General features: G+C 38.9%; 19 protein-coding genes. 7 read left to right on the top strand and 12 right to left on the bottom strand.

What is annotated here, in order from left to right; all coding sequences use genetic code 11:
• Positions 1 to 3: 3 nt before the first annotated feature.
• The gene (locus tag IQ236_RS21975) at positions 4 to 639 is read right to left on the bottom strand and encodes a Uma2 family endonuclease (protein WP_193871256.1); all 636 of its coding nucleotides are present in this window, start codon (positions 637 to 639) and stop codon (positions 4 to 6) included.
• Between the two features lie 171 nt (positions 640 to 810).
• Between IQ236_RS21975 and IQ236_RS21970 the strand changes: the two genes are divergently transcribed.
• Positions 811 to 2,751 (top strand): serine/threonine-protein kinase, encoded by a 1,941-nt coding sequence (locus IQ236_RS21970; RefSeq protein WP_193871255.1) that lies wholly within the window; start codon positions 811 to 813, stop codon positions 2,749 to 2,751.
• 170 nt (positions 2,752 to 2,921) lie between these two features.
• Here the strand turns inward: IQ236_RS21970 and IQ236_RS21965 are convergent, their stop codons facing one another.
• The 6 genes from IQ236_RS21965 to IQ236_RS21940 all read right to left on the bottom strand — a co-directional run bounded on the left by IQ236_RS21965 (position 2,922) and on the right by IQ236_RS21940 (position 10,008).
• Positions 2,922 to 3,212 (bottom strand): nucleotidyltransferase family protein, encoded by a 291-nt coding sequence (locus tag IQ236_RS21965; RefSeq protein ID WP_193871254.1) that lies wholly within the window; start codon positions 3,210 to 3,212, stop codon positions 2,922 to 2,924.
• 526 nt (positions 3,213 to 3,738) lie between these two features.
• Positions 3,739 to 6,429: a type I DNA topoisomerase gene (topA, locus tag IQ236_RS21960; RefSeq protein WP_193871253.1), complete on the bottom strand. Its 2,691-nt coding sequence runs from the start codon at positions 6,427 to 6,429 to the stop codon at positions 3,739 to 3,741.
• A gap of 207 nt (positions 6,430 to 6,636) precedes the next feature.
• Positions 6,637 to 6,861 (bottom strand): hypothetical protein, encoded by a 225-nt coding sequence (locus IQ236_RS21955; RefSeq protein WP_193871252.1) that lies wholly within the window; start codon positions 6,859 to 6,861, stop codon positions 6,637 to 6,639.
• Between the two features lie 146 nt (positions 6,862 to 7,007).
• Complete coding sequence (locus IQ236_RS21950) at positions 7,008 to 8,489, bottom strand: dolichyl-phosphate-mannose--protein mannosyltransferase (RefSeq protein ID WP_228041794.1); 1,482 nt, start codon at positions 8,487 to 8,489, stop codon at positions 7,008 to 7,010.
• A gap of 101 nt (positions 8,490 to 8,590) precedes the next feature.
• On the bottom strand, positions 8,591 to 9,571 hold the full coding sequence (locus IQ236_RS21945; RefSeq protein WP_193871251.1) for an ABC transporter ATP-binding protein: 981 nt from the start codon (positions 9,569 to 9,571) through the stop codon (positions 8,591 to 8,593).
• A gap of 5 nt (positions 9,572 to 9,576) precedes the next feature.
• Positions 9,577 to 10,008, bottom strand: coding sequence for a CoA-binding protein (locus IQ236_RS21940; RefSeq protein ID WP_228041793.1), 432 nt, complete (start codon positions 10,006 to 10,008; stop codon positions 9,577 to 9,579).
• A gap of 922 nt (positions 10,009 to 10,930) precedes the next feature.
• Here IQ236_RS21940 and IQ236_RS21935 point away from each other — a divergent pair.
• Positions 10,931 to 12,151 carry a glycosyltransferase gene (locus IQ236_RS21935; protein ID WP_193871250.1) on the top strand — a complete coding sequence of 407 codons (1,221 nt, stop codon included), beginning with the start codon at positions 10,931 to 10,933 and terminating at the stop codon, positions 12,149 to 12,151.
• A gap of 76 nt (positions 12,152 to 12,227) precedes the next feature.
• Positions 12,228 to 13,274, top strand: coding sequence for a glycosyltransferase 61 family protein (locus tag IQ236_RS21930; RefSeq protein WP_193871249.1), 1,047 nt, complete (start codon positions 12,228 to 12,230; stop codon positions 13,272 to 13,274).
• A 100-nt stretch (positions 13,275 to 13,374) separates the two neighbouring features.
• Here the strand turns inward: IQ236_RS21930 and malQ are convergent, their stop codons facing one another.
• Positions 13,375 to 14,883, bottom strand: coding sequence for a 4-alpha-glucanotransferase (gene malQ / locus IQ236_RS21925; RefSeq protein WP_193871264.1), 1,509 nt, complete (start codon positions 14,881 to 14,883; stop codon positions 13,375 to 13,377).
• A 159-nt stretch (positions 14,884 to 15,042) separates the two neighbouring features.
• Here malQ and IQ236_RS28100 point away from each other — a divergent pair, with 159 nt between their 5' ends.
• The 4 genes from IQ236_RS28100 to IQ236_RS21910 all read left to right on the top strand — a co-directional run bounded on the left by IQ236_RS28100 (position 15,043) and on the right by IQ236_RS21910 (position 17,049).
• Complete coding sequence (locus IQ236_RS28100; RefSeq protein WP_255528316.1) at positions 15,043 to 15,171, top strand: hypothetical protein; 129 nt, start codon at positions 15,043 to 15,045, stop codon at positions 15,169 to 15,171.
• Positions 15,155 to 15,625, top strand: a complete 471-nt coding sequence (locus IQ236_RS21920; protein ID WP_193871248.1) for a hypothetical protein — start codon at positions 15,155 to 15,157, stop codon at positions 15,623 to 15,625. Before IQ236_RS28100 ends, IQ236_RS21920 begins: the two co-directional genes overlap by 17 nt.
• 173 nt (positions 15,626 to 15,798) lie before the next feature.
• Complete coding sequence (locus IQ236_RS21915) at positions 15,799 to 15,963, top strand: hypothetical protein (RefSeq protein ID WP_190515116.1); 165 nt, start codon at positions 15,799 to 15,801, stop codon at positions 15,961 to 15,963.
• Between the two features lie 150 nt (positions 15,964 to 16,113).
• Positions 16,114 to 17,049, top strand: a complete 936-nt coding sequence (locus IQ236_RS21910; RefSeq protein WP_193871247.1) for an NAD-dependent epimerase/dehydratase family protein — start codon at positions 16,114 to 16,116, stop codon at positions 17,047 to 17,049.
• 182 nt (positions 17,050 to 17,231) lie between these two features.
• Here the strand turns inward: IQ236_RS21910 and IQ236_RS21905 are convergent, their stop codons facing one another.
• The 4 genes from IQ236_RS21905 to purH form a co-directional block, all read right to left on the bottom strand.
• Complete coding sequence (locus IQ236_RS21905) at positions 17,232 to 18,665, bottom strand: FAD-binding domain-containing protein (RefSeq protein WP_193871246.1); 1,434 nt, start codon at positions 18,663 to 18,665, stop codon at positions 17,232 to 17,234.
• A gap of 70 nt (positions 18,666 to 18,735) precedes the next feature.
• Positions 18,736 to 19,290: an NUDIX hydrolase gene (locus IQ236_RS21900; protein WP_193871245.1), complete on the bottom strand. Its 555-nt coding sequence runs from the start codon at positions 19,288 to 19,290 to the stop codon at positions 18,736 to 18,738.
• Between the two features lie 29 nt (positions 19,291 to 19,319).
• A complete protein-coding gene (gene folK, locus IQ236_RS21895; protein WP_193871244.1) occupies positions 19,320 to 19,802 on the bottom strand; it encodes a 2-amino-4-hydroxy-6-hydroxymethyldihydropteridine diphosphokinase in 483 nt (160 codons plus the stop codon).
• 210 nt (positions 19,803 to 20,012) lie between these two features.
• The gene (purH, locus tag IQ236_RS21890) at positions 20,013 to 21,560 is read right to left on the bottom strand and encodes a bifunctional phosphoribosylaminoimidazolecarboxamide formyltransferase/IMP cyclohydrolase (RefSeq protein WP_193871243.1); all 1,548 of its coding nucleotides are present in this window, start codon (positions 21,558 to 21,560) and stop codon (positions 20,013 to 20,015) included.
• Positions 21,561 to 22,665 lie beyond the last annotated feature (1,105 nt).

Raw genomic sequence — 22,665 nt, 5'->3', positions numbered from 1 at the left:
AAATTATAATTCACCCCCTTGAAAAATTTGTGTTGGGGTTAAATTTAATTCAGGGAATATAACAGATTGTATCCGGTCATTTTCTCGAAATAAATTAACCATATATTCCCCATCAATCATTTGATAAACTGAAATAGTCGGTTGTTTAGGATTACCAATATAGCGCCGACCGCCTAACCCTAAATAATCAATAATCCAATATTCTTGAATCCCTAATTTTTCATATTCTGATAATTTTAATAAATAATCATCTTGCCAATTTGTACTCACAACTTCAACAACTAACGGTAATGTTTTCCCTTGAGTAATTGTTGAACGTTTTTTCCACATAGGTTCTTGATCTAAATAATTTTTATTAATAATCATCAGATCAGGGTTAAAACCAGATTTATCAGAATCAATTGGCTTAATAATACACTGTCTAGCGATAAAGTATGGAACCCCCAGAGATTCTATTTGAATTCCTAGTTTAAGGGTAAGAAAACTAGCAATTTGTTCATGAGTTCCTGTAGGCTGCATTTCTTTAACAACTCCTCTATGTAATTCATAACGCGGGAAACCATCAGGAACCCAGTCCAGAAATTCCTCTAAGGTCATTAATTGAGCTTCCGATTCTGATTCTAATAGAGTTTGTGTCATAGGGTTAATAGTTTTAATTAAAAATTATACACAGATAATAGTATAACAATTAAACTAGAGATATAAATATAGGCGATCGCTTCCTAGAAACTCTTAGAAACCGGGTTTCTTCAAGAAACCCGGTTTCTGTTTAGACTAAAATAGACTTAAGCTGGTTTGACTTGATTATCTATGAGTTATTGCCTAAATCCCCAATGTCCTCAACCCCAAAACACCCCAGAGGCTAAATTTTGTTTAACCTGTGGGGCAAAATTGTTATTACGAGAACGGTATAGGGCTGTTAAAGTCATTGGTCATGGGGGGTTTGGTAAAACATTTTTAGCCGTAGATGAAGATAAACCCTCCCGTCCTCCCTGTGTGATTAAACAATTTCACCCGCAAATGCAGGGAAATTCTCAAAAAGCCATAGAATTATTTCATCGAGAAGCAGAACGATTAGATGAGTTAGGAAAACATTCCCAAATTCCTGAATTATTAGCCCATTTTGAACAAGATAGTCATCAATATTTAGTTCAAGAATTTATTAATGGCCCCAATTTAGAAGAAGAACTATTGCGTCAAGGCGTTTTTAAAGAAACTCAAATTCGTCAAGTTTTAAATGATTTATTACCTGTTTTACAATTTATTCATCATCACCGAGTCATTCACCGAGATATTAAACCTGCTAATATTATTCTGAGGGCAGATTCTCAAGGTCAAGGTCAGTTAGTTTTAGTGGATTTTGGCGCCGCAAAAGTGGTTACTGATACTGAAGTGGCGATGATGGGAACTGTAATTGGTAGCCCTGAATATGTTGCCCCAGAACAAACGAGAGGACAGGCAATTTATGCGAGTGATATTTATAGTTTAGGGGTGACTTGTATTTATTTAATGACCCATATTTCTCCTTTTGATTTATATGATATTCATGAAGATCGTTGGATTTGGCGAGATTATTTAAAACATCATTCTGTTAGTTCAGAATTAGGAAAAATTTTAGATAAAATGTTGGCTGTATTACCGAGTCAACGTTATGATTCTGCATTAAAAGTCTTAAAAGATTTACATCCGGGTGGCATACCTGTTGCGATCGCCCGTCATTTACAATCTCCCCCTTTACCCCCACCCCCGCAAACCGTTAGAACGCCTATCTCATCACCTCTCCAGACCTTACCCCCCCGCACCATCCAACAACCCACCCCGCCACAACAACAGCGTGTTCAACCGTTGCGATCGCCTTCCTGGCGTTGTATTCATACCCTCACAGGTCATCGTAACGCCATCACTGGAGTCGCTTTCAGTCCCGATGGGGAGACGTTAGCGAGTGGGAGTCAGGATCAGACCATTGAAATTTGGCGTTTGGAGTCGGGTAAACGGTGGTATACCTTAGTCGGTCATAGTAACTGGATCACGACCATTGCCTTTAGTCCTGATAGCAAGACTTTGGCGAGTGGAAGTCGAGATCAAACCATTGAAATTTGGGATATGACCAAGGGTAAAAGGTGGTATACCCTCACGGGTCATCAAGATGGGGTAGAAGCGGTGGCGTTTAGTCCCAATGGTCAATTATTAGCAAGTGGAAGTCGAGATAAAAGGATTGAAATTTGGAATATGAATAAGGGAAAACGCGCCTTTACCTTAACAGGTCATCAAGATCGAGTGTATAGTGTGGCGTTTAATTCTGATAGTCAATTCTTAGCGAGTGGGAGTCGAGATCAAACGGTAAAAATTTGGGATTTAAACTTAGCAAAAGAAATCCAAACCTTAACAGGTCATGGAGACTGGGTACGAAGTGTAACGTTTAGTTTAACGGGTCAGTTTTTAGCTTCAGCGAGTCGTAATGGCATGATTAAAATTTGGCAAAATCAACAACAACAATGGCATTTATTAAGAACATTAAGAGCCGATGATCAGGAGATTTTTAATATTAGCTTTAGCCCTGATGAGCAGTTTTTAATGAGTGGGAATACCAAGGGAATATTAGATATTTGGGATGTACAGAAAGGAATATTATTAGAAACAATCCAAGCCCATAATAGCGATATTTTTACAGTAGTATTTAGCCCTGATGGTCAATGGTTAGCAACAGGAAGTTATGACCGCACCCTAAAATTGTGGAAACAATCAAATTAATTTCCCTTCGGGTGCGTAAGCACAGCGCACGCACCATCTTACTAAAATTAATATTAATACAAAAAATCATGTTAATTTTCTATGGATCGTAAAATCTTTTCGATGAACCGAATACTTTTCAATACGAGTAATAGCTTCTAAAATATCCTTTAATTTTTCAGAATCATTCCTCATAAATAAATTGCCTCTTCTAAAACTTGTTCACGAATGCGTTTTCGTAATCCTTTTTCTGTAACAACATCAACTGGACACCCTAATAAATCTTGTAAGTCCATCAGAAGTCCACCTAAATCTAAAAGGCTTCTTCCAGGTTCAAGATCAACTAAAAAATCGACATCACTATTAGAATCTGCTTCATTTCTAGCTACAGATCCAAAAATTCGGATATTATAGGCTCCATATTGAGCCGCAATTCTTAAAATCTCTTGACGATAACTTTTCAGCAGGTCATCAAGGTTCATAAGTCTATTAGGGATTAATGAGTTAAAAATAGGATGAATTTATTATATCTAAAATGCGATCGCAAATACAATAATATTAAAACAATTAATGGGTATAGCATTTTTAAATGAGATGTAAATGTGGAACGGGCATCTTGCCCGTTACATCAGATCACATCACAGGCAAGATGCCTGTTCCACGGTAAATTTGAAGAGTCGAAGGTGATCAACTTTCTCAACTTTAATGCCTGTTTCCAGTAAAGACTGTGGGCTAATCATTACTTGAATCATAATTTTTCTGCTCCAATACAAAGCACTAGCTTAACTCTAGCAAATTCTGATAATCTGATTAGTTGGGCTGTAGACATGGGTTATATAATATGAAATCCCATTATAGATGCTACAGATGATCGCCCCAGTAGAGACTAACCATGCTTAGTCTCTACTGGGGGAATTTGTAACCAACATTTAGGGATTTCATATAATATAAACAAGAGTCGCACGCTATTAATTAACGTGCAACTCAATATTTTCTGCTAAAACCCAACTACGAGGTTGTTTTTTTACGGGTCGTTGAGGATTTTTTAGTCGTAGTTTTAGTCGTTTTAGCGGTTGATTTCGAGGCAGTTTTTGAAGTTTTAGACTTACTCTTTGAACTCGAACTTGAACCCGCTTTTGCCGCTAACAATTCCAACCCTTGGGCTAATGTAAACGCTTCTACAGCCGAATCTTTAGGTAAAGACGCATTGACTTTTCCGTGTTTTACATAGGGCCCATAACGACCATCATAAATATTCACGGGTTCGCCATCTTCCGGGTGAGTTCCTAACTCCCGTAAGGGTGGAATTTCTTTTTTCCCCCGTCCTCCCCGTCCACTGGTTTTGGGTTGAGCTAATAATTCTAAAGCTCGTTCTAAACTAATGGTTAACACATCATCTGGGGCTTTAATTGAGCGATAATCTTTACCTTCTTTCCCCTGGTCATGAACCACATAGGGCCCAAACGGCCCCAAGGCGGCTTTAATTTTAGCTCCCGTTTCGGGATGGGTTCCTAACAGTCTGGGTAAGGCTAATAACCCCAGAGCCATGTCCATAGTGACACTTTCTTTATCAACCCCTTTGGGGAGGGAAACCCGTTTTGGTTTTTTATTCTCTTCCGACTCTAACCCCAACTGAATATAGGGGCCGTAGGGGCCAATTAACACATAAATGACTGTTCCCGTTTGCGGGTCAGTGCCTAATTGTTCTGGGCCTTCGGCTTTTTGTCCGACTAATTCTCGAATCACATCGGGGGTTAAGTCGGCTGGCGTTAAATCTTGGGGAATGGAGGCGGTGATCATTTCTTCACCTTTCCCCGCTTCAATATAGGGGCCAAACTTCCCGATACAAACGCGATATTGAATCGGATCATTTTCATCCCCTAACTGTTCTAATTCAATGGTGCGGGCGATTTTCGTATCAATTTTACTTTCTTGATCTTTAACTTGATATTCGAGTCCGGTTTCTCCTAAATAGAATTTTTGTAAATAAGGTAGCCAAGGCGCTTCTCCGGTGGCGATATCATCCAGAGTATCTTCCATGCGCGCGGTAAACCGAATATCCACCAAATCGGGGAAATATTTCTCTAATAAATTAGTAACAGCAAAAGCCGTAAATGTTGGAATCAAGGCATTATTTTTTAACTGTACATAGCCCCGGTCAATAATAGTACCAATAACGCTGGCGTAGGTACTGGGGCGACCAATGCCTTCACTTTCTAAGGTTTTGACTAAGGAAGCTTCCGTAAACCGGGCGGGGGGTTGGGTTTCGTGTCCCACAACCTCTAATTGTTTGCAGTTAGGATGGTCGCCCACTTTCAGAGGGGGTAATAATACCTCTTTATCTTCTAGGGCGGCTTCTGGGTCATCGGAACCCTCAACGTAAGCCCGGAGAAACCCCGGAAAATCAATGCGTTTTCCGGTACTGCGGAACCCGGCATCCTCAACTTTTAACTCAACGGTAATATTGGTTTGGCGAGAATCTGCCATTTGAGACGCAACGGTACGCTTCCAGATTAAATCATACAGGCTGAGTTCTGCCCCACTGAGATCGGTTTCTTGGGGCGTGCGGAAATGATTTCCCGCCGGACGGATGGCTTCGTGGGCTTCCTGTGCGCCTTTAGATTTAGTTGTATATTGACGGGGTTTAGGACTGAGGTAGTTTTTCCCATATTTCTGCTCCACACATTCTCGCGCTGCGGTGATTGCTTGCTCTGATAAATGAACAGAATCAGTTCTCATATAAGTAATATAACCCCGCTCATACAAACTTTGGGCAATTTGCATGGTTTGACGGGCACTTAACCGCAGTTTCCGGTTGGACTCTTGCTGCAATGTGGAGGTTGTAAACGGAGGTAAGGGTTTGCGGGTAACGGCTTTTTCTTCCAGATTGGTGACTGTCCAAGGTTTACCAAAGATTCGTTGTTTTAAGGCTTCTGCTTGGGCTTCATCCAGTAAAACCACATTTCGACCTTGAGCAATTTTTCCGGTGGTTTCATCAAAATCGCTTCCGGTGGCAACTTTTACCCCCCCAAGGCTGATGAGTTTAGACTCAAATTGACTTTGGGTGTGTTCCAGAAGCGCTTTTAAATCCCAATATCCTCCAGACCGAAACGCACGACGTTCTCGTTCTCGACTGACGAGTAACCGCACCGCTACCGATTGTACTCGTCCGGCGGATAATCCCCGCGCAATTTTTTTCCACAGCAGGGGGGAAAGGGTATATCCATAAAGGCGGTCAAGAATGCGGCGGGTTTCTTGGGCGTGGACTAATTGTTCATCAACGGTGCGACAATTTTTCAGGGCTTCACGAATGGCTTCTTGGGTAATTTCGTGAAACACCATGCGTTTAATCGGAACTTTGGGTTGCAGAATTTGAAGTAAATGCCAACTAATACTTTCTCCCTCTCGGTCTTCGTCAGTGGCGAGGACAAGTTCATCCGCTTGCTTGAGGGCGGCTTTGAGTTCTTTAACAATTTTTTGCTTATCTTTGGGGATAACGTAAATGGGTTCAAAGTTTGATTCTACATTGACCCCCAGTTGCGCCCACTTCTCCGTCTTATACTCTTCGGGAATTTCTTCCGCCGAGGGAGGGAGGTCACGAACATGACCCATTGAGGCTTCCACCCGATAGCTGGAGGGGAGGAAGTTGCGAATGGTACGCGCTTTAGTGGGAGATTCAACGATGACTAAGGTTGACATGGCGTCTTCTTCGGATAGCAGCGAACTGGGACAAATGCAAGAAAAGGGACGGTTAACTGCTAGGAGTAAACAGCCCTTTAGCTCTATGCTATCTTGCAAAGTTCATTTAATTACGACGGATTCTGTAATCAAGCATGATAACACCCTGATTTCACAACAGTGATCAAGGTGTTTACAGAATTTTAAATTTTTCAGACCAACCTTCCCTTACGGAGGAGATTCCGGGTAAGAAATCTCGTCTTTTAATCCAGACAAGTTAATGTAGATTTTGGGAGTGGTTGTTTCTGAATGGGAGTCGGATCTATTTTTTTTTGAGAGATCGGCTAATGACCATGTTAAACTTAAGATCGCCAGTTTAGCGATCGCATCTAATTGTTGATCTTGAGAGTCTGTGATCGGATTGGTTTTAGGATCAGAATGATTAGTATTCATAGCAGTAAATTGTATAGAACCTATTCCAATTATTCTTGATCCGGCTTGATATTTCCGTAATGTTTATCAATTTTGTTGGTGATAATCATTACTAATCCCTGTGATTCATCTCACAAGTATTTCTGCTCGGTGCTAAACTCTAAAAATTAAATCCAGGACTGAAACCACATCCGCATTTTCCACTGTCCAGGAGACATAGGCAACCCTAAATATAAAGGCATCCAATACAAAAAACCGAATAAAACTAGGCAAATAACCGTACCTCCAAGCCACCGAAATTGAGGTTTATGGCTATATAACCAGCGTTCTAACCACCAAGCTAAAGCCATACAACTAAAAACAAACCCTGTCATGTAATGGTAAATAAATAAACAACGTGTTACTTTCACCCAAGGTAATATATTAGCTAACCAATTTAGGGTCATAAATGTTGTTAACCACAGTTCAGGTGTTGGGGGAAATTGGAGAGAAGATTGGAATTTTAACTGGGGAAAATGAACGGATACCTCCCTCCAAATTCGTTGAATTAACATTCCTATTAATAAGAGACTCGCTAAGGTTGATAACCACCATAAAAATGGATTTCCCATGGCATGAACGGCATAAATCAGGGGGAGTTGATCAGGATGATTTAAGGGTAAAATTGGATTAGGGGGCGTTGTGGCTTCAATTTTGGTGAAAAAATAAGCAACGGGTCGTAACATTAAAATCCAACTGTACCATTTAGAACAGTAGGGATGCACTTTTTCCCCATCTCCTAAGTTTTGATGATAAGCCCAGATTTTAGTTTGAAGTCCCCAAAAACCTGGAGTCGGATTTTGTTGTAAATGGGGAAGCCAAGCCATAATATAAACTAGAATAGGAATCAGAATTAAAGTCACTCCCATTAAAATCGGGGTGAGTTGAGTTAGGTTTTCCAGGGGAGATTTAAAAGAACTTTCGGTCGGTTTATTGTTCGATTTTTCGGTAATTTTTTGAACAATAAAACCTGCGATAACTATTCCATAAATTCCAACTAAAAATCCTAACCCATTCCATTTAGTTGCGATAGAAAGTCCTAATCCTATTCCAGCTAAACTCATCCAAAACCAACGGTTTAACCTAGTTTTTTGTAATGCTCTTAAAAAGAAAATTTGTCCTAATAATCCAAAAAATACAATATAAATATTACTCAAAGCATAGCGAGATTCAACAATAAATAATCCATCAATTGCCATTAAAAAAGTAGCAATTAAGGTATAACTACGACGGTGAGTAAGTTGATAAGCGATCGCTCCGACCATTAAGGGAATAAACGCACCAAATAACGCATTAAACCAACGATAACTCCAGGTTGAGAGGGTAGAACCTGTTAACTGATTAACGGTTTCTTGTCCAAAGGGTAGTTTAGATCCCAGCCAAATTCCCATCGCAATTAAATATTGACTCACGGGAGGATGGGAATTAAAAAAGGGAGTTTGGGTTAAATAATTATTGCCAAATTTAGCATAATACACTTCATCAAAGACTAAGGTATTAAATTGGCTTAAACCCCAAAATCTGAGGAGGATAGACCCGATAAATATTGTGATCATTCCCAAGGTAAACCGGGATATTTGAAGTGGAGATCGAGAGGTAGGGTGAGTCATCGCTGTTCGGGGTAATTCTTACGATGTCTTTGTAGGGGCGAGGCGCGCCTCGCCCCTACGAGAGATGGGATTTTCAGTAATGATTGTTATTGCTATTATTATTAACCACTGGCATGAATCCCCCTTTCTTTTAACTTCTGCATAAAAAATTCTTCTAAGGTTAATCGCGCTAAATTCAAACTAAACAGTTGAGCATCCATTTCTTTTAATACTCCCAAAAACACTTCGGGATCAGCTTTGAGATGTCCTTCCCAATAGTCTTGATCGACTTCTAAATCCGATATCCAATTTTTTAAACTATTCACATCCCCCCCTTTTCCTTTAACAGCGTAGGTTTGAGTTGTTCCTAATAAATCATCCAGAGACCCCAGGCTAATTAATTCCCCTTCTGCTAAAATAGCAATGCGATCGCAAATTTTTTCCACATCCGATAAAACATGACTATTAAAAAAAACAGTTTTATTCTGTACTTTTAACGATAAAATAATTTCCCGAATTTGATACCGTCCCATTGGGTCGAGTCCTGACATCGGTTCATCTAAAAATACCACTTCAGGATCATTAATTAACGCTTGCGCCATACCTACCCGTTGTAACATTCCCTTAGAATATTGACGCATTTGCTTTTTAATGGCGGCGGATTTTGCTAATCCGACTAAATCTAGTAATTGGGGAATGCGTTGACGTTGGATTGATTTGGGAATTTGAAAGAGTCCGGCGGCAAATTCTAAGAATTCCCATCCTGTGAGATGATCATAAAAATAGGGATTTTCGGGTAAATATCCCACTCGTTGTTTAACTAAGCGATCGCCAATGGGTTTCCCTAATAATAATCCTGAACCTGATGTCGGACGTACAATTCCTAATAAGGTTTTTAATAAGGTGGTTTTCCCCGCACCATTTTGTCCTAATAAGCCAAAGGTTTCCCCAGCCTGAATTGTTAAAGTACAGTTTTTTAAGGATTCAATCTTTTGATTCATCCAAAAACCTGTACGATAAAATTTCCCTAAGTTCTGGGTTTTTACCACAGGGTTTAAAGGCGGAATTAAAGAGGAATCTTTGACCTCGATAGCCGAATCCATAAGTGTCACGGATGAATAGGAATGTTTAGGCGGTAATATTCTATTTTAATACAACAATTCATCGCTATATTCAACCCCGCCTTTAAAGCAATTTCGGCGGCTTGAGCCTCAAAAATCCCAGTTTGCGCCCAAACGGTTTTTGCTTGAACCGCGATCGCTTCTTCGACAATTTCTGTTAAAAATTCAGAACGGCGAAATACATTTACAATATCAATCGGTTCAGGAATTGCTGTTAAATTCGGATAACAGGGTTGATTGTCAATTTCCGTGAAGGCCGGATTAACGGGGTAAACCCGATAACCTACGTTTCGCAAAAATTGCCCCACTTGATAACTGGCTCGTTCCGGTTTATTGGAATATCCCACCAGAGCAATTACTCTCCCTTGGGTTAAAACCTCCCGCATTGCTGTATCGTCTTGATTGAGATTAATTGACATATTTCACATAGATTAGGTGACTGTATTGTACCTAATGGTCTAATCGCTACTACCAAGTTAAGTATTTCTAATTTATCCTTGCAGATAATTTTAATCTTTAAAATTTTATCATGGAATCTTGATATTAGATTGAGAATTAATCTCAAATAGTTGACGAGATTATAGGGGTTCTGGTATACTTTAGGAAATACCTCTCAAGGGCTTATTGTGTCTATTTGCCAAAATAAAGTCTACAACCCTGATTCTGTCGTTAAATATCTGGGTTTTGTGACTAAATTTCCGGTTGGCGATACCCAATTTTAGGGAGAAATAACTGAAGTAGTTGAGGGGTATCTTGACAAAATCATTAATTTGTGCATAAAACCTACAACACTGCACCCAAAGCAGGGAAAACGAGCTTGATAATACCCAAAGTGTTGCTCAGGATTGAAATTAATATCCGTGCTCAACTATACAGTAATTTTCCCTTGACAGTTAGAGTCAATATAGAAATCCGTCCCGATGTTGGAATTATTGAAAACCTCTCTGAAACCCTATTCCCTTGTTATTATCAATCAATGTTTAACTTTTTTTAAATAAAATTTTTGATCAAAAATATAAACTGAACAAAATCAACATTTCAGCCGTTTTTATAAAAACTGTCCGGCTTATTGCTACTTATGAATTGTAAAAAAGTTGGATATTCAATCCAATTTTATATTCATAAGTTATAATCTGAAATAGAAAAAAGTATTCTATAAAAGGGAATAAGAAATAAGGAATAGGCCAGAAGGAATAGTGATTAGCACCTGCTTTTCCTCTGCTCCTTTACTCATCAATTATATTGAGCTAAAATTTCAGTATTTCATATAATTGATTAACACAGAGAGTTACTTCAGTACCCCACAACCAAACTCGACTTTTTGGATAAGGAAACAGAACTATGAATCCCTGCCAATTGATTTTACTGCCTGCATTAAAAGCTAAAAAAGTATCAGACAATCAACTGATCATCACTCAAAAGTTTATTGATGGTGTTCTTGAGTATCAAAAGTATTGGCCAGGTTCCATCAAAGTCCTCCTAGAGGAAGAGAATATCTTAACCAATAACCTTGATAATATAGTAGTTAATATTAATCTATTGCCTTTTAAAATAGAAGTGGTTAACTTAGACTTCCTTGGGGAACGTCAAGAATTGCACGAAAATTCTGTTTTTGTAATTAGTGCAAGTTATAGACACAATCAGATTAGCAAAGTTTGTAAATCTCATAATATTCCCTGCCTTTATATTACTGAGTATAGCTTAAAGACTCGACTACAGATTACTAATTCGACCACTCAAAATCCGCTTCTCAGGTTAAGAAGATATGGGTGGCAAATTTCGCAAGAATTCAAACAACGGCAAGCGATATCCATAGCCAATGGCGTACAGTGTAATGGCATTCCCACTTACGAAGCTTATCAAAATATTAACCCCCATCCTTTCCTTTATTTTGACACTCGAATCACCGAGGAGATGACCATCAGTTCTGCGGATTTAAAGGCAAGAACCTCTCAATGTTTGGAAAGAAAACCTCTGCGTTTACTATTTTCTGGGCGTTTAATTAAAATGAAAGGTGCGGATCACTTAATTTCAGTTGCTGAACATCTTAAAGCCCTTGGGGTTAAATTCGAGATGTTTATTTGTGGGGATGGAGAACTCAAAGAAACCATGCAACAACAAATTCAGCAAAAAGGACTTTCTGAGTTTATTAAAATGCCCGGAATTCTGGAATTTAAAAACGAACTGGTTCCCTTTGTGCAGAAAAATATAGATTTATTTATCTGTTGCCATCGCCAAGGTGATCCGTCTTGTACCTATTTAGAAACTATGAGTTGTGGTGTTCCGATTGTGGGATATGATAATGAAGCCTTTGTTGGTGTTGTCAATTATTCCCAAGCGGGTTGGTTTGTGAAGATGAACCGACCGGATTTATTAGCTCAAAAAATTGCCCAATTAAACGAGAATCGGGAACTGATTGTTGCTGAATCTTATAAATCGATTGAATTTGCAAAACAACATACATTTGACAAAACCTTTAAACAAAGGATTGCTCACATTCAAGAAATAGCCAATTATAAAGAAGACGTTGTTTCTACAGGAAATTATGCCAGAGTACAATAGCACTCTAATTCATGATTAAATCCTGAGATTGTATTCAGTTTAAAAACATTAAACAACAGTATCTAATTACACTTTTATGATCAATTTAGCTCTTTTTAAGCAGCGAGGATTGCGTCTTTTAACCGGACGAAAAACCTATCAAGAGTTATGTGAAAAACAATGGACTCTTCATGCAGGTCACAGTTCAATTTCTCCCCCTGCCATCTACTTACCCGGAGAACTTGATCAAGTAACAGGTGTTCCCGCAGAAACAACTTATGCAAAGGAATTGCAACGAATACAAGGGGGAATAACTGAACACGCAGCAACAATAGCTTATCGGTTGAGAGATGTACAAATTCACAATGGATATATTTATAAAGGAGCGATGAAAGTTCCTTTAACTACAACAAAAGAATCGTGGTTTAATCACGGTGAAACAGAGTATATTCCTGAAGCCGCACTCGCTTGTACATTTTGTGGAAATCGTTACTTTGGTCACTGGATGACCGATGATGTCATCTTGAATTTAGTCGCCAAGCAATTAGCAACAGCCGTTAGAACGTCTCAAAAACTGAGCCCTAATCAAATCGAATATAGCCATCTTTTTGAGATCAATTCTACTGCTGTTACCCAAGCTAAATTTAACGAATTGATCATAATTCAAGATTATGCCCAAAATCAATTTAAACGGGAACGATATGAATCTATTCGGTCTAAAATTAAGCTTCTTGGTTCGTCGTCCGTGAGTCCAGGTGTGATGTTATTACGGGGAAAGTCAGGCATTCAGCGATATCTCTGTAATGAGGATGAAGTTGCTGAATTTTTGAGACGTCAAGGCTTTACTATTATTGACCCAGAAAAAACACCCGCGCGGGAAATTATACGTCAATCTCTAGGAACTAAAATTATTGTTGGAGTTGAAGGAAGTCAATTAGCCAATGGATTATTTACCGTCGCTCAAGATGGTGTTATATTGACGTTACAACCACCTTATCGATTTAATAATGTCTACAAAGGTCGAGTAGATTGCTTAGGAATTAAATATGCTTTTGTTGTGGGTACACAGGTTGATCATGGATTTGAAATTAGTATAGACAACTTGGCAAAAACCCTGGATTTAATTCATTCCAGACTAAGCTAAGAAATAAGCTAATGGGACTTAAACAAAAATATCGTAGGGGCGAGGTAACCTCGCCCCTACATGGGATTTGTATCCATTTCCCTACACCCCAGACCCATTTTTATCGACCGTATAATCGATTTAATTTCAACAATTGATCACTTAATTCCTGAGTCAATAATTCCGAACTTTCATAACGCCAACGCCAATTTCCAGCATTATCACGGGGATCATTCATGCGGGCACTATGTCCTAAACTCAGGATATCCTGGAGGGGAATAATCGCTAAACTGGCAACGGAACTTAACGCTAAACGAATCATCACCCAGTTAATATTTGTAATTTCGTCGGGGGAAGAATATCCTAAATATTCAGCAAAATATTGTTTTTCTTGTGTATTAGCCGTTTCCCACCAACCGATGGCTGTATCATTATCATGGGTTCCCGTATAAACTAAACAATTTTGAACATAATTATGGGGAAGATGTACACTATTTGCATCCCCTCCAAAGCCAAATTGTAAGATTTTCATCCCTGGAAAATCATAATGATCTCGTAATTGTTCAACTTCTGGGGTAATAATTCCTAAATCTTCTGCTAAAACGGGTAAATCTCCCAGTGCTTGTTTCAGTAAATCAAAAAATTCATAACCGGGTGCTTTAATCCATTCTCCTTTGATTGCATTTTTTTCTCCCCCCGGAACACGCCAATAGGCTTCAAAGGCGCGAAAATGATCAATCCGAACATAATCTACATATTCTAAGGTCGTTTTAAATCGTTCAATCCACCAAGCAAATTTTGTTTGTTGCATTGCCTCCCAATTATAGATCGGATTCCCCCAAAGTTGTCCAGTTTCACTAAAGAAATCCGGGGGAACTCCCGCAATATAGGTGGGTTCTAAGGTATCAGGATTCAGTTGAAATAGCTCAGAATTTGCCCAAACATCAACGCTATTGTGGCAAACATAAATAGAAATATCACCAATAATTTTAATTCCCTGTTCATTGGCATAATGGCGCAGATCTTCCCACTGCTTAAAGAATAAAAATTGCAGAAATTTTTGATATAATATCGGTTCTTTTAATTCTTCAGTTTTGGCTTTTAACGCATCAGGTTCTCGATGGGCTAAGGCAGGTTCCCAATAATTCCAAGCTTTGCTTTCGTGGGCTTCTAATAAAGCCATAAATAAGGCATAATCATTTAACCAAGCTGAATGTTTTTGGCAAAATGTTTCAAATTCAGTATCAGGTTGATGTTCTAATTGTTTTTTAAAGCGAGTGTAAGCTTTTTGAAGATATAAAGCTTTATGGGGAACAACAATTTCAAAATTAACTTTATAGGGATCTTCTCCCTGTAATGAAACAATTTCTTCAGCTTCTAATAATCCTTCTTGGACTAATCTTTCTAAATTAATCATTAAAGGATTTCCGGCAAACGTGCTATAATTCATAATATAAGGAGAATGTTCTTCTGCCGTTGGCCCTAGAGGTAAAATTTGCCACAATTTATAACCGCTACGCTTTAAAAAATCAATAAATTCATAAGCTGATTTTCCGAGATCTCCAATGCCATGTTGACTGGGAAAAGAGGTAGGATGGAGTAAAATTCCACTAGAACGCTGAAATAACATCACAATATTTTGCTAATTTTTCCTGTGGATAAAAATAACATAAATCCCAACCAATAACATCTTTCTAACGATAGGGAATTGCTAAACTGGGAATCAAAGGAAGCTAGATTCTCTTACAGACAGGTGTTAGGACGCATCTTAACCCCAAAATGGGCTGTTATGGATATTTGCTTAAACTTCCGGTTGCTGATTTCAGGAATTGATATGATTGAATCAGTAGTTTCTCAACTAACAACGATAGCAGCATCCCCTTTAGGACATGGTAAAATCAATGATCAAATTTCTTAATCTTTTCCATCCCTTTTTATTAACAGGTTGTTTGAGTATCGGGAATCTTGTTTTATCTTTATCCTCGGTTCAAGCTCAGGATGCAATTGATATTCCCGTTATTCAAGGAACTCCCGCCCAAACTTATACCCCAGGTGCTTGGCAACCTGTCGCTAGAATTAATCCTAATCAGCCTGTCACGGTGACAATTACTAATGAAACCGGATACAACTTAGAAACAGGATTAACGACGGGACAAATTAACACTCAAATCTCTCCGGGTGGCAGTTATACGATGAATAATGTTCCGAAAAATTCTGATCTTGTGATTAATTCTATAGGCAGGGCTGCCGTCCTTGACTATCGGATTGATGTACAGGATAATATTGTTAATGTGACTGTAAAAACGGCTGCTGGTGTGGCAGGAGATAATGCGATTAATATCCAAAATACAGGCGCAATTTATATTTATTAATCGCTTTTTTTTAACTGTAGAGTTTGGGGCATAACTGAACCTTGACGTTTAATGTTCGTTCAAAATACCTCAACTCTATCTAAAGAATTCATTCACTAGGATGAGGGAAAAACATAGGATTTTAGGCATACTATAGCCAAGCTGACTCAATAAACCCTTTGCCAAATACCAATATGAAACGTCTACATTATATCGGGATACTGGCAACAGTGATGATCGCTTTATCAATATTGCCCGGTATTGTTTATCGAATCTTTTTTTCATCTAAATCTACCATTCCGGCACAGGTTGATACACCCCATCATGCTGTTTCTCCCCAAGTTTTATGGCATCAGTAATTTGATTTTCACGGGGAGGTTGCAAACTTAACCTTCTTCAATCAGTTGACGATGGTACCTTTATTCGATATGAATATTAAATAAGAACCCATCAGGATGAGGACTTTTATTCTGCTGGGGGTAAAGATTGAACTGTTTTAGGAAATAGAAATGCGAATTTTAATCATGGGTGGAACCCGATTTATTGGGGTTTATTTAACGAAACTTTTAGTTGAACAAGGACATGATGTTGTTTTATTTAATCGCGGTAAAAAACCTGCACCTATTGAAGGACTTCAACAAATTCATGGCGATCGCACCGATGCTGCCCAAATTCAAGACAAATTAGCCCATGAAGAATTTGATGCTATTTTTGATAATAACGGACGAGAACTCAGTGATACCAAACCGTTAGCAGATTTATTCAAAAATCGGGTGAAACATTTTGTGTATATGAGTTCGGCGGGTGTTTATTTAAAATCCGATCAAATGCCTCATATTGAAGGGGATGCTACTGATCCCAAAAGTCGTCATTTAGGGAAATACGAAACCGAGAGTTATTTACAAGCTCAAAATTTACCTTGGACATCAATTCGCCCCACCTATATTTATGGGCCGTTAAATTATAATCCGTTAGAATCTTGGTTTTTTGATCGCATTGTTAAAGATCGTCCTATCCCAATTCCAGGGAATGGATTTCATATTACCCAGTTAGGTCATGTGAAAGATTTAGCAACAGCAATGGCGACAGTTTTAGGGAATGAAAAAGCTATTGGTCAGGTGTATAATGTTTCTGGAGAACGTTATGTTACCTTTGATGGTTTAGCGAAAGCTTGTGCTATGGCTGCGGGTAAATCCTTAGATTCTCTGCAACTGATTCATTATGATCCTAAACAGTTTGATTTTGGCAAACGTAAAGCGTTCCCGATGCGAGTTCAACACTTTTTTGCGGATGTTCATAAAGCGATGCAAGATTTAAACTGGAAACCTGAATTTGATTTAATTTCTGGTTTAAAAGATTCGTTTCAAAATGATTATTTAGCCCGAAAACTTGACCAAGCAGATGTTGATTTTTCAACAGATGATGAGATTATAAAAGCATTATAGCAAGTCTAAATGATGGGTGATCAAAACCTGTAGGGGTTGGGTCTCCCAACCCTCTTGATGTCTGGTGGGTTGGGAGACCCAACCCCTACCCTAAAATATTACAAACCCTACAAGGATTGCTATAGAATGAGAAACCGGGTTTTTACCGAAAGGTTAGAACAAAAACCCGGTTTCTGATAACCTTAAAGCTTTTGTTCTTGATACAGTTGTTTAAACAAACGTTGCTGTTGATTATGATCAACAATAGGATCAGGATAACCGCAGGATTTACGATCGCGAGATGATATTTTTCCTGTCACTAATTGTTCCGTTTCTAAAGACCTTAATTCAGGCAACCATTGACGAATATATTCCGCTTCTGGATCGAATTTTTGCGCTTGACTAGCCGGGTTAAAAATCCTTAATGGTTTTGGATCCATTCCACTCGAAGCACTCCATTGCCATCCGCCATTATTAGAGGCTAAATCCCCATCAATTAAGGTTTGCATAAAATATTTTTCTCCCCATTGCCAATTAATAATTAAATCTTTGGTTAAAAAACTAGCAACAATCATCCGACAACGGTTGTGCATCCAGCCACTTTCCTGAAGTTGTCGCATCGCTGCATCAACAATAGGATATCCCGTTTTTCCCTCACACCACGCTTGAAAATACTGTTCATTATTCTGCCAAGGAAAGCTTTTAAAAGGTTCTCGATAGGCGCCTAATTCCAATTCTGGAAAATGAGATAAAGCGTGTTGATAAAATTCCCGCCAAGCCAGTTCCTGTTGCCAAGATTGTATTTGATTTCGAGTTTCATCACTGCGACAATTTTCCATCGCTTCAACGGTTTTTTGCCAAATACTTCTAATACTAATCACCCCAAATTTTAACGCTGCACTCAGTTGAGATGTGCCATCAATAGCCGGAAAATTTCGCTGTTCATCATATTCATAAAGAGCGCGATCGCCAAATTCCTCTAAGCGTTCTTGAGCAGCAATTTCTCCAGGTTCTAAAATTAAAAAGTTATCCCAAATAAAGCCTAATTCTTTTGCAGAAGGTAGAGGAATAACCCCGATATTTTTTGCTAATTCTTGTTCAGTTTCCGTTAAATCCATTAACGGTTTAGAAAATACAGGTTGAGGTTTCGCTTTGGGTTTGAGACTCCAATTGCGCCAAAAGGGAGTATAAACTTTATAAGGTTCTTGGGATTGAGTTAATATTTGATCAGGAGAATGAAGTAACTGATCCCAAGTTGTTTCGGTTCTAATTCCAATAGACTTTAAAGCTTCTGAAACGCTGCGATCGCGGTTTCTCGCAAAGGGTTCAATATCTAAATTAAAATAAACCGCTTTAGCCTTTAATTCCCTGGCTAATCTTGGAATAATTTCTTGAGCTTCTCCCTGTAAAATCAATAATTGACTACCTAATTTTTTATATTCTTCTTGGATAAATTGCAAACAGCCGATCATGTAAGTGACACGAACTGGAGCAATATCATCTCGGTTTAAAAGATTGGGATCTAAACAGAATAAACCAATGACTTTAGAACTGGATTCACAAGCCTTTATTAAGCCTAAATTATCCTGTATTCTCAGATCTCGCCGATGCCAAAATAAAATTAAATCTTCCGCCATAGAATTAGATTTCGGTATAGAAACTGATTCTATTTTAACCGAAATCTATCTCTATTATTCAGACTCAAGATTAAATTTTCAGATGGCGTTTAGCTAATAGAAAACTAGAAATGGTTTTAGCATCCACAGGTTCACCGTCTAAAATGGCTTTTTCCAGTTCTTCAGGAGTCATTAACAGCGTATCAATATCTTCATCATCATCCTGTTCTGGAGGCGTTTCTAACTTCTCTAAATCTTGGGCTAAAAACACATAAATAATTTCATCGGAATAACCCGGTGCTAATATAAATTGCCCTAATTTTTGCCAGCGATGGGCACGATATCCGGTTTCTTCTTCGATTTCTCGTTTAACAGTTTCCGCCGGATCTTCATCCGGTTCAACGGTTCCTGCGGGGAATTCTAACGTGCGTCCTTCTACTGCAAATCGATATTGTTTAACTAAGACTAATTTTCCTTCAGATGTGACAGGAATTACTAATGCTCCACCCGGATGACGAATACATTCCCAGTTTCCTTCTACTCCATTGGGAAGGCGTAAACGATTCACATCAAAATTGAATTTTCGTCCTCGATAAAACAGACGATTTTCTAAAATAGTTGGGGGTTCAGATCCGGGTTTTGTCATGATTTTGAAGCAGGTATAAAATGGGATAATTATAGTTTTTTAACGTCCGAACAATCAACGGTTTCTAACAGTTGATTGATGGTTTTTCCGGTGACTGGATCAACCCAATTCGGTGCTATTTCTGCCAGGGGAACTAAGACAAATGCTCGTTCTCTCATGCGAGGATGGGGAATTTCTAGCACTGGGGTTTCCCAGATTAAATCATCAAACAAAAGTAAATCCAGGTCAAGGGTTCTTGGCCCCCAACGTTCCCGACGGATACGTCCAAGTTGGTTTTCAACAGCTAACAGGGTTTTCAAGAGATGATCGGGTTTAAGTTGAACATCCAGAATAGCACAACCATTAATATAATCCGGTTGCGGTGGCCCAATAGGGGCGGTTTGATACCAACTTGAACAGGATTTTACGTGAATATTAGGATGATGATTGAGGATCTCTAATGCGGTTTCAACATTCTGTTTAGAATTTCCTAAATTACTTCCTAATGCGATCGCAACGGATGAAACTTTCATTTTATTGTTATTAATAAATCAGTTTTTATAGCACAACTTGAGAAGGGAACTTAAAATCCAATTCATCGTAGGGGCGAGGCGCGCCTCGCCCCTACAAAGACATCGTGGTATTTTTAATATAATTGATAACTCATCTCTATCACTTTTAAACAAAACTAAAAATGATATTTATTGTAGGGGCGAGGTCATCTCGCCCATAACAGAAAATGCTTAATGAACGAAATGACGAATTCCAGTGAAAACCATCACTAATCCTAATTCATTTGCAGCATTAATTGAATCTTGATCCCGCATACTACCACCCGGTTGTACAATCGCCGTAATTCCTGCTGCTGCTGCGGTGCGAACGGAATCATCAAAGGGGAAAAAGGCATCACTTCCGAGAACACCTCCCTTAGCGTTTTCTCCCGCTTGTTTAAGCGCAATTTCAACGGAGCCAACACGGTTCATTTGTCCGGCTCCAACCCCCAAGGTTGTTTGATTTTTAGTCACAACAATGGCATTGGATTTAACGTGCTTAACCACTTTCCAAGCAAACATTAATTCTGCCAATTCTTCAGGAGTCGGTTGCTTTTCTGTTACAACTTTCCAGTCCGTTGATTGTTCTACCACATCATCGGCACTTTGAACTAAAAATCCTCCTGCAATGGGTTTAATAATTTCCTTTGGCCCTTGAGTGGCATCGGGTAAAATTAAGACTCGCAGGTTAGATTTTTTTTTGAGAATTTGAGCCGCTTCTTCATCACAACCCGGAGCAACAATACATTCTAAAAAGGTTTTGCTTAATGCCTTTGCGGTCTGTGAATCAATGTTCCGATTTAAGGCAACAATTCCCCCAAAGGCTGAAGTTGAATCGGCATTAAAGGCTTTTTCATAGGCTGTAACTAACATATCTGCAATGGCAACTCCACAGGGATTTGTATGTTTTAAAATTGCGGCGGCTGGTTGATCTGGAAACTCACAAATAATTCGTCTGGCAGCTTCTAAATCCACTAAATTATTATAACTTAACGGTTTACCCTGCAAAATTTGACCTGATGCCCAACCCGTCGGTTGAGTTCCAGTTTGATACCAAGCGGCGGCTTGATGAGGATTTTCACCATACCGTAAGGATTGAATTTGAGTTCCGGCTAAAACAAAACTTTGGGGTAAAGGGGAATCTTCGCTGAGTTCTTGCTGTTCTAAATAAGCAGCGATCGCTCGATCATAAGCTCCCGTATGTTGAAAGGCTTTTAACGCGCAATGTTGACGAAATTCAAAAGAAATTTCTCCATTTTTTGTCCGAAATTCTTCTAAATAATTTCCATATTGTTCAGGGTTACATAATACCGTTAAATGGGCATAATTTTTAGCCGATGCTCGTAATAAAGTAGGGCCACCAATATCAATATTTTCAATGGCTTCTGCTAAAGTTACATCGGGTTTAGCGATGGTTTGTTCAAAGGGATAAAGATTAACCACGACTAAATCAATGGGACGAATCTCATGGGTTTCTAATTCAGTCACATCTTGAGGCACATCTCGCCGTGCTAAAATTCCCCCATGAATACGGGGATGGAGGGTTTTTACTCGTCCCCCTAAAATTTCTGGAAATCCCGTATAATCTGAAACTTTTGTAACGGGAAGTCCCGCTTGTTTTAACGCCGTTGCTGTCCCGCCACTACTAATTAAATCAAATCCTAATTCTTCAACCAGACTTTTGGCAAACTCAATCAGTCCGCGTTTGTCAGATACACTCAATAAAGCTAAACGCGCCATTCAGAAAAACTCCCAAACTCAAAAAATCAACAGTTTACTATTGTGACACTTTAGGATCAATTTCTCTGGGCTATTTCATGATTCCTTCAGACAGAGGCGTGATCGTTTTTAACTCAATGACGACCCCGACACCACCTATCTCAAGAACCCAACTCATAATCAGGGGATGTTTTAAGCGCGGCAACCCGCTAGAATATACATATGTTCCCTCAGTTAGTTCGCTGAATCATGACGGCAGCTAGAATGCCTACTGCTTTAAGCGATGGGAGCCTATAAAATGGGAGTATAGATACTATCAAATTCACAGTGCGAGACGTTCCTGTCAAAGTTTCGGGATAACACCCGAAACGTAAACGGGGAGGTAGATGTAGACAATTGGTACAAGGGAAAACAAACCCAACAATAAACCCAATCGAATCTACCTTAACTTTGAAAATGTGACTTTAAAGGAAGATCAATCTCGGAGTCAATGGGTATGGATTACCGAACCTAGTAGGTAAAGTGTCCAAACCCAGAGAGATACGGCAATTCCCACAGCGTAAGACTGATTATCAAAACGCTGAAGCTGGGAAAAACGGGAAATCGGACATAAATCAAATGTTTAAGTAGTTCCCTAGCCAATTGCCCATGAATAACGAAAGTAAACACTTATCTTGAACTGTCGTGATGATAAAGTAGCGAAATGATTTGACACGCTGCGCTCAAAAGAGTAAGGGGAAAAGATAGAAGGTTTGTGAACCTCTACAAAGATAGGGTTTTTATTGAAACACCTGTTAAGACTCCCGAAAGTACCCCGGCAGATAGAGTGATTCTAAAGGCAATAAACCCATTTTCAAGGAACGTTAAAAGTCCTCATATACTCCTACAGAGGTCGAATACTGTCAGGTAGCCACAAATCTAAGGCGTATGTTATGGGGATGAAAGATGGAGTCAGAAGCCAATGATTGAATGTAATGTTCAATATAAGCTGATAGATTCCGGTTTGTGCGATTCGTTTAACCCAAAATAAGCTAAAAGGCTTATGGGACGGTTAACCCAGGTGTTAAGACTGGTGATAACTGATTACATTTATGGGTGAAACTCCGTGAGTTAAGTCCCATCCCTC

The sequence above is a fragment of the Planktothrix mougeotii LEGE 06226 genome (genome assembly GCF_015207485.1).
In the GTDB taxonomy this organism is placed as follows: Bacteria; Cyanobacteriota; Cyanobacteriia; order Cyanobacteriales; family Microcoleaceae; genus Planktothrix.
Note: the sequence above shows the minus strand (reverse complement) of the source record. Positions and strands in the feature narration are given on the sequence as shown.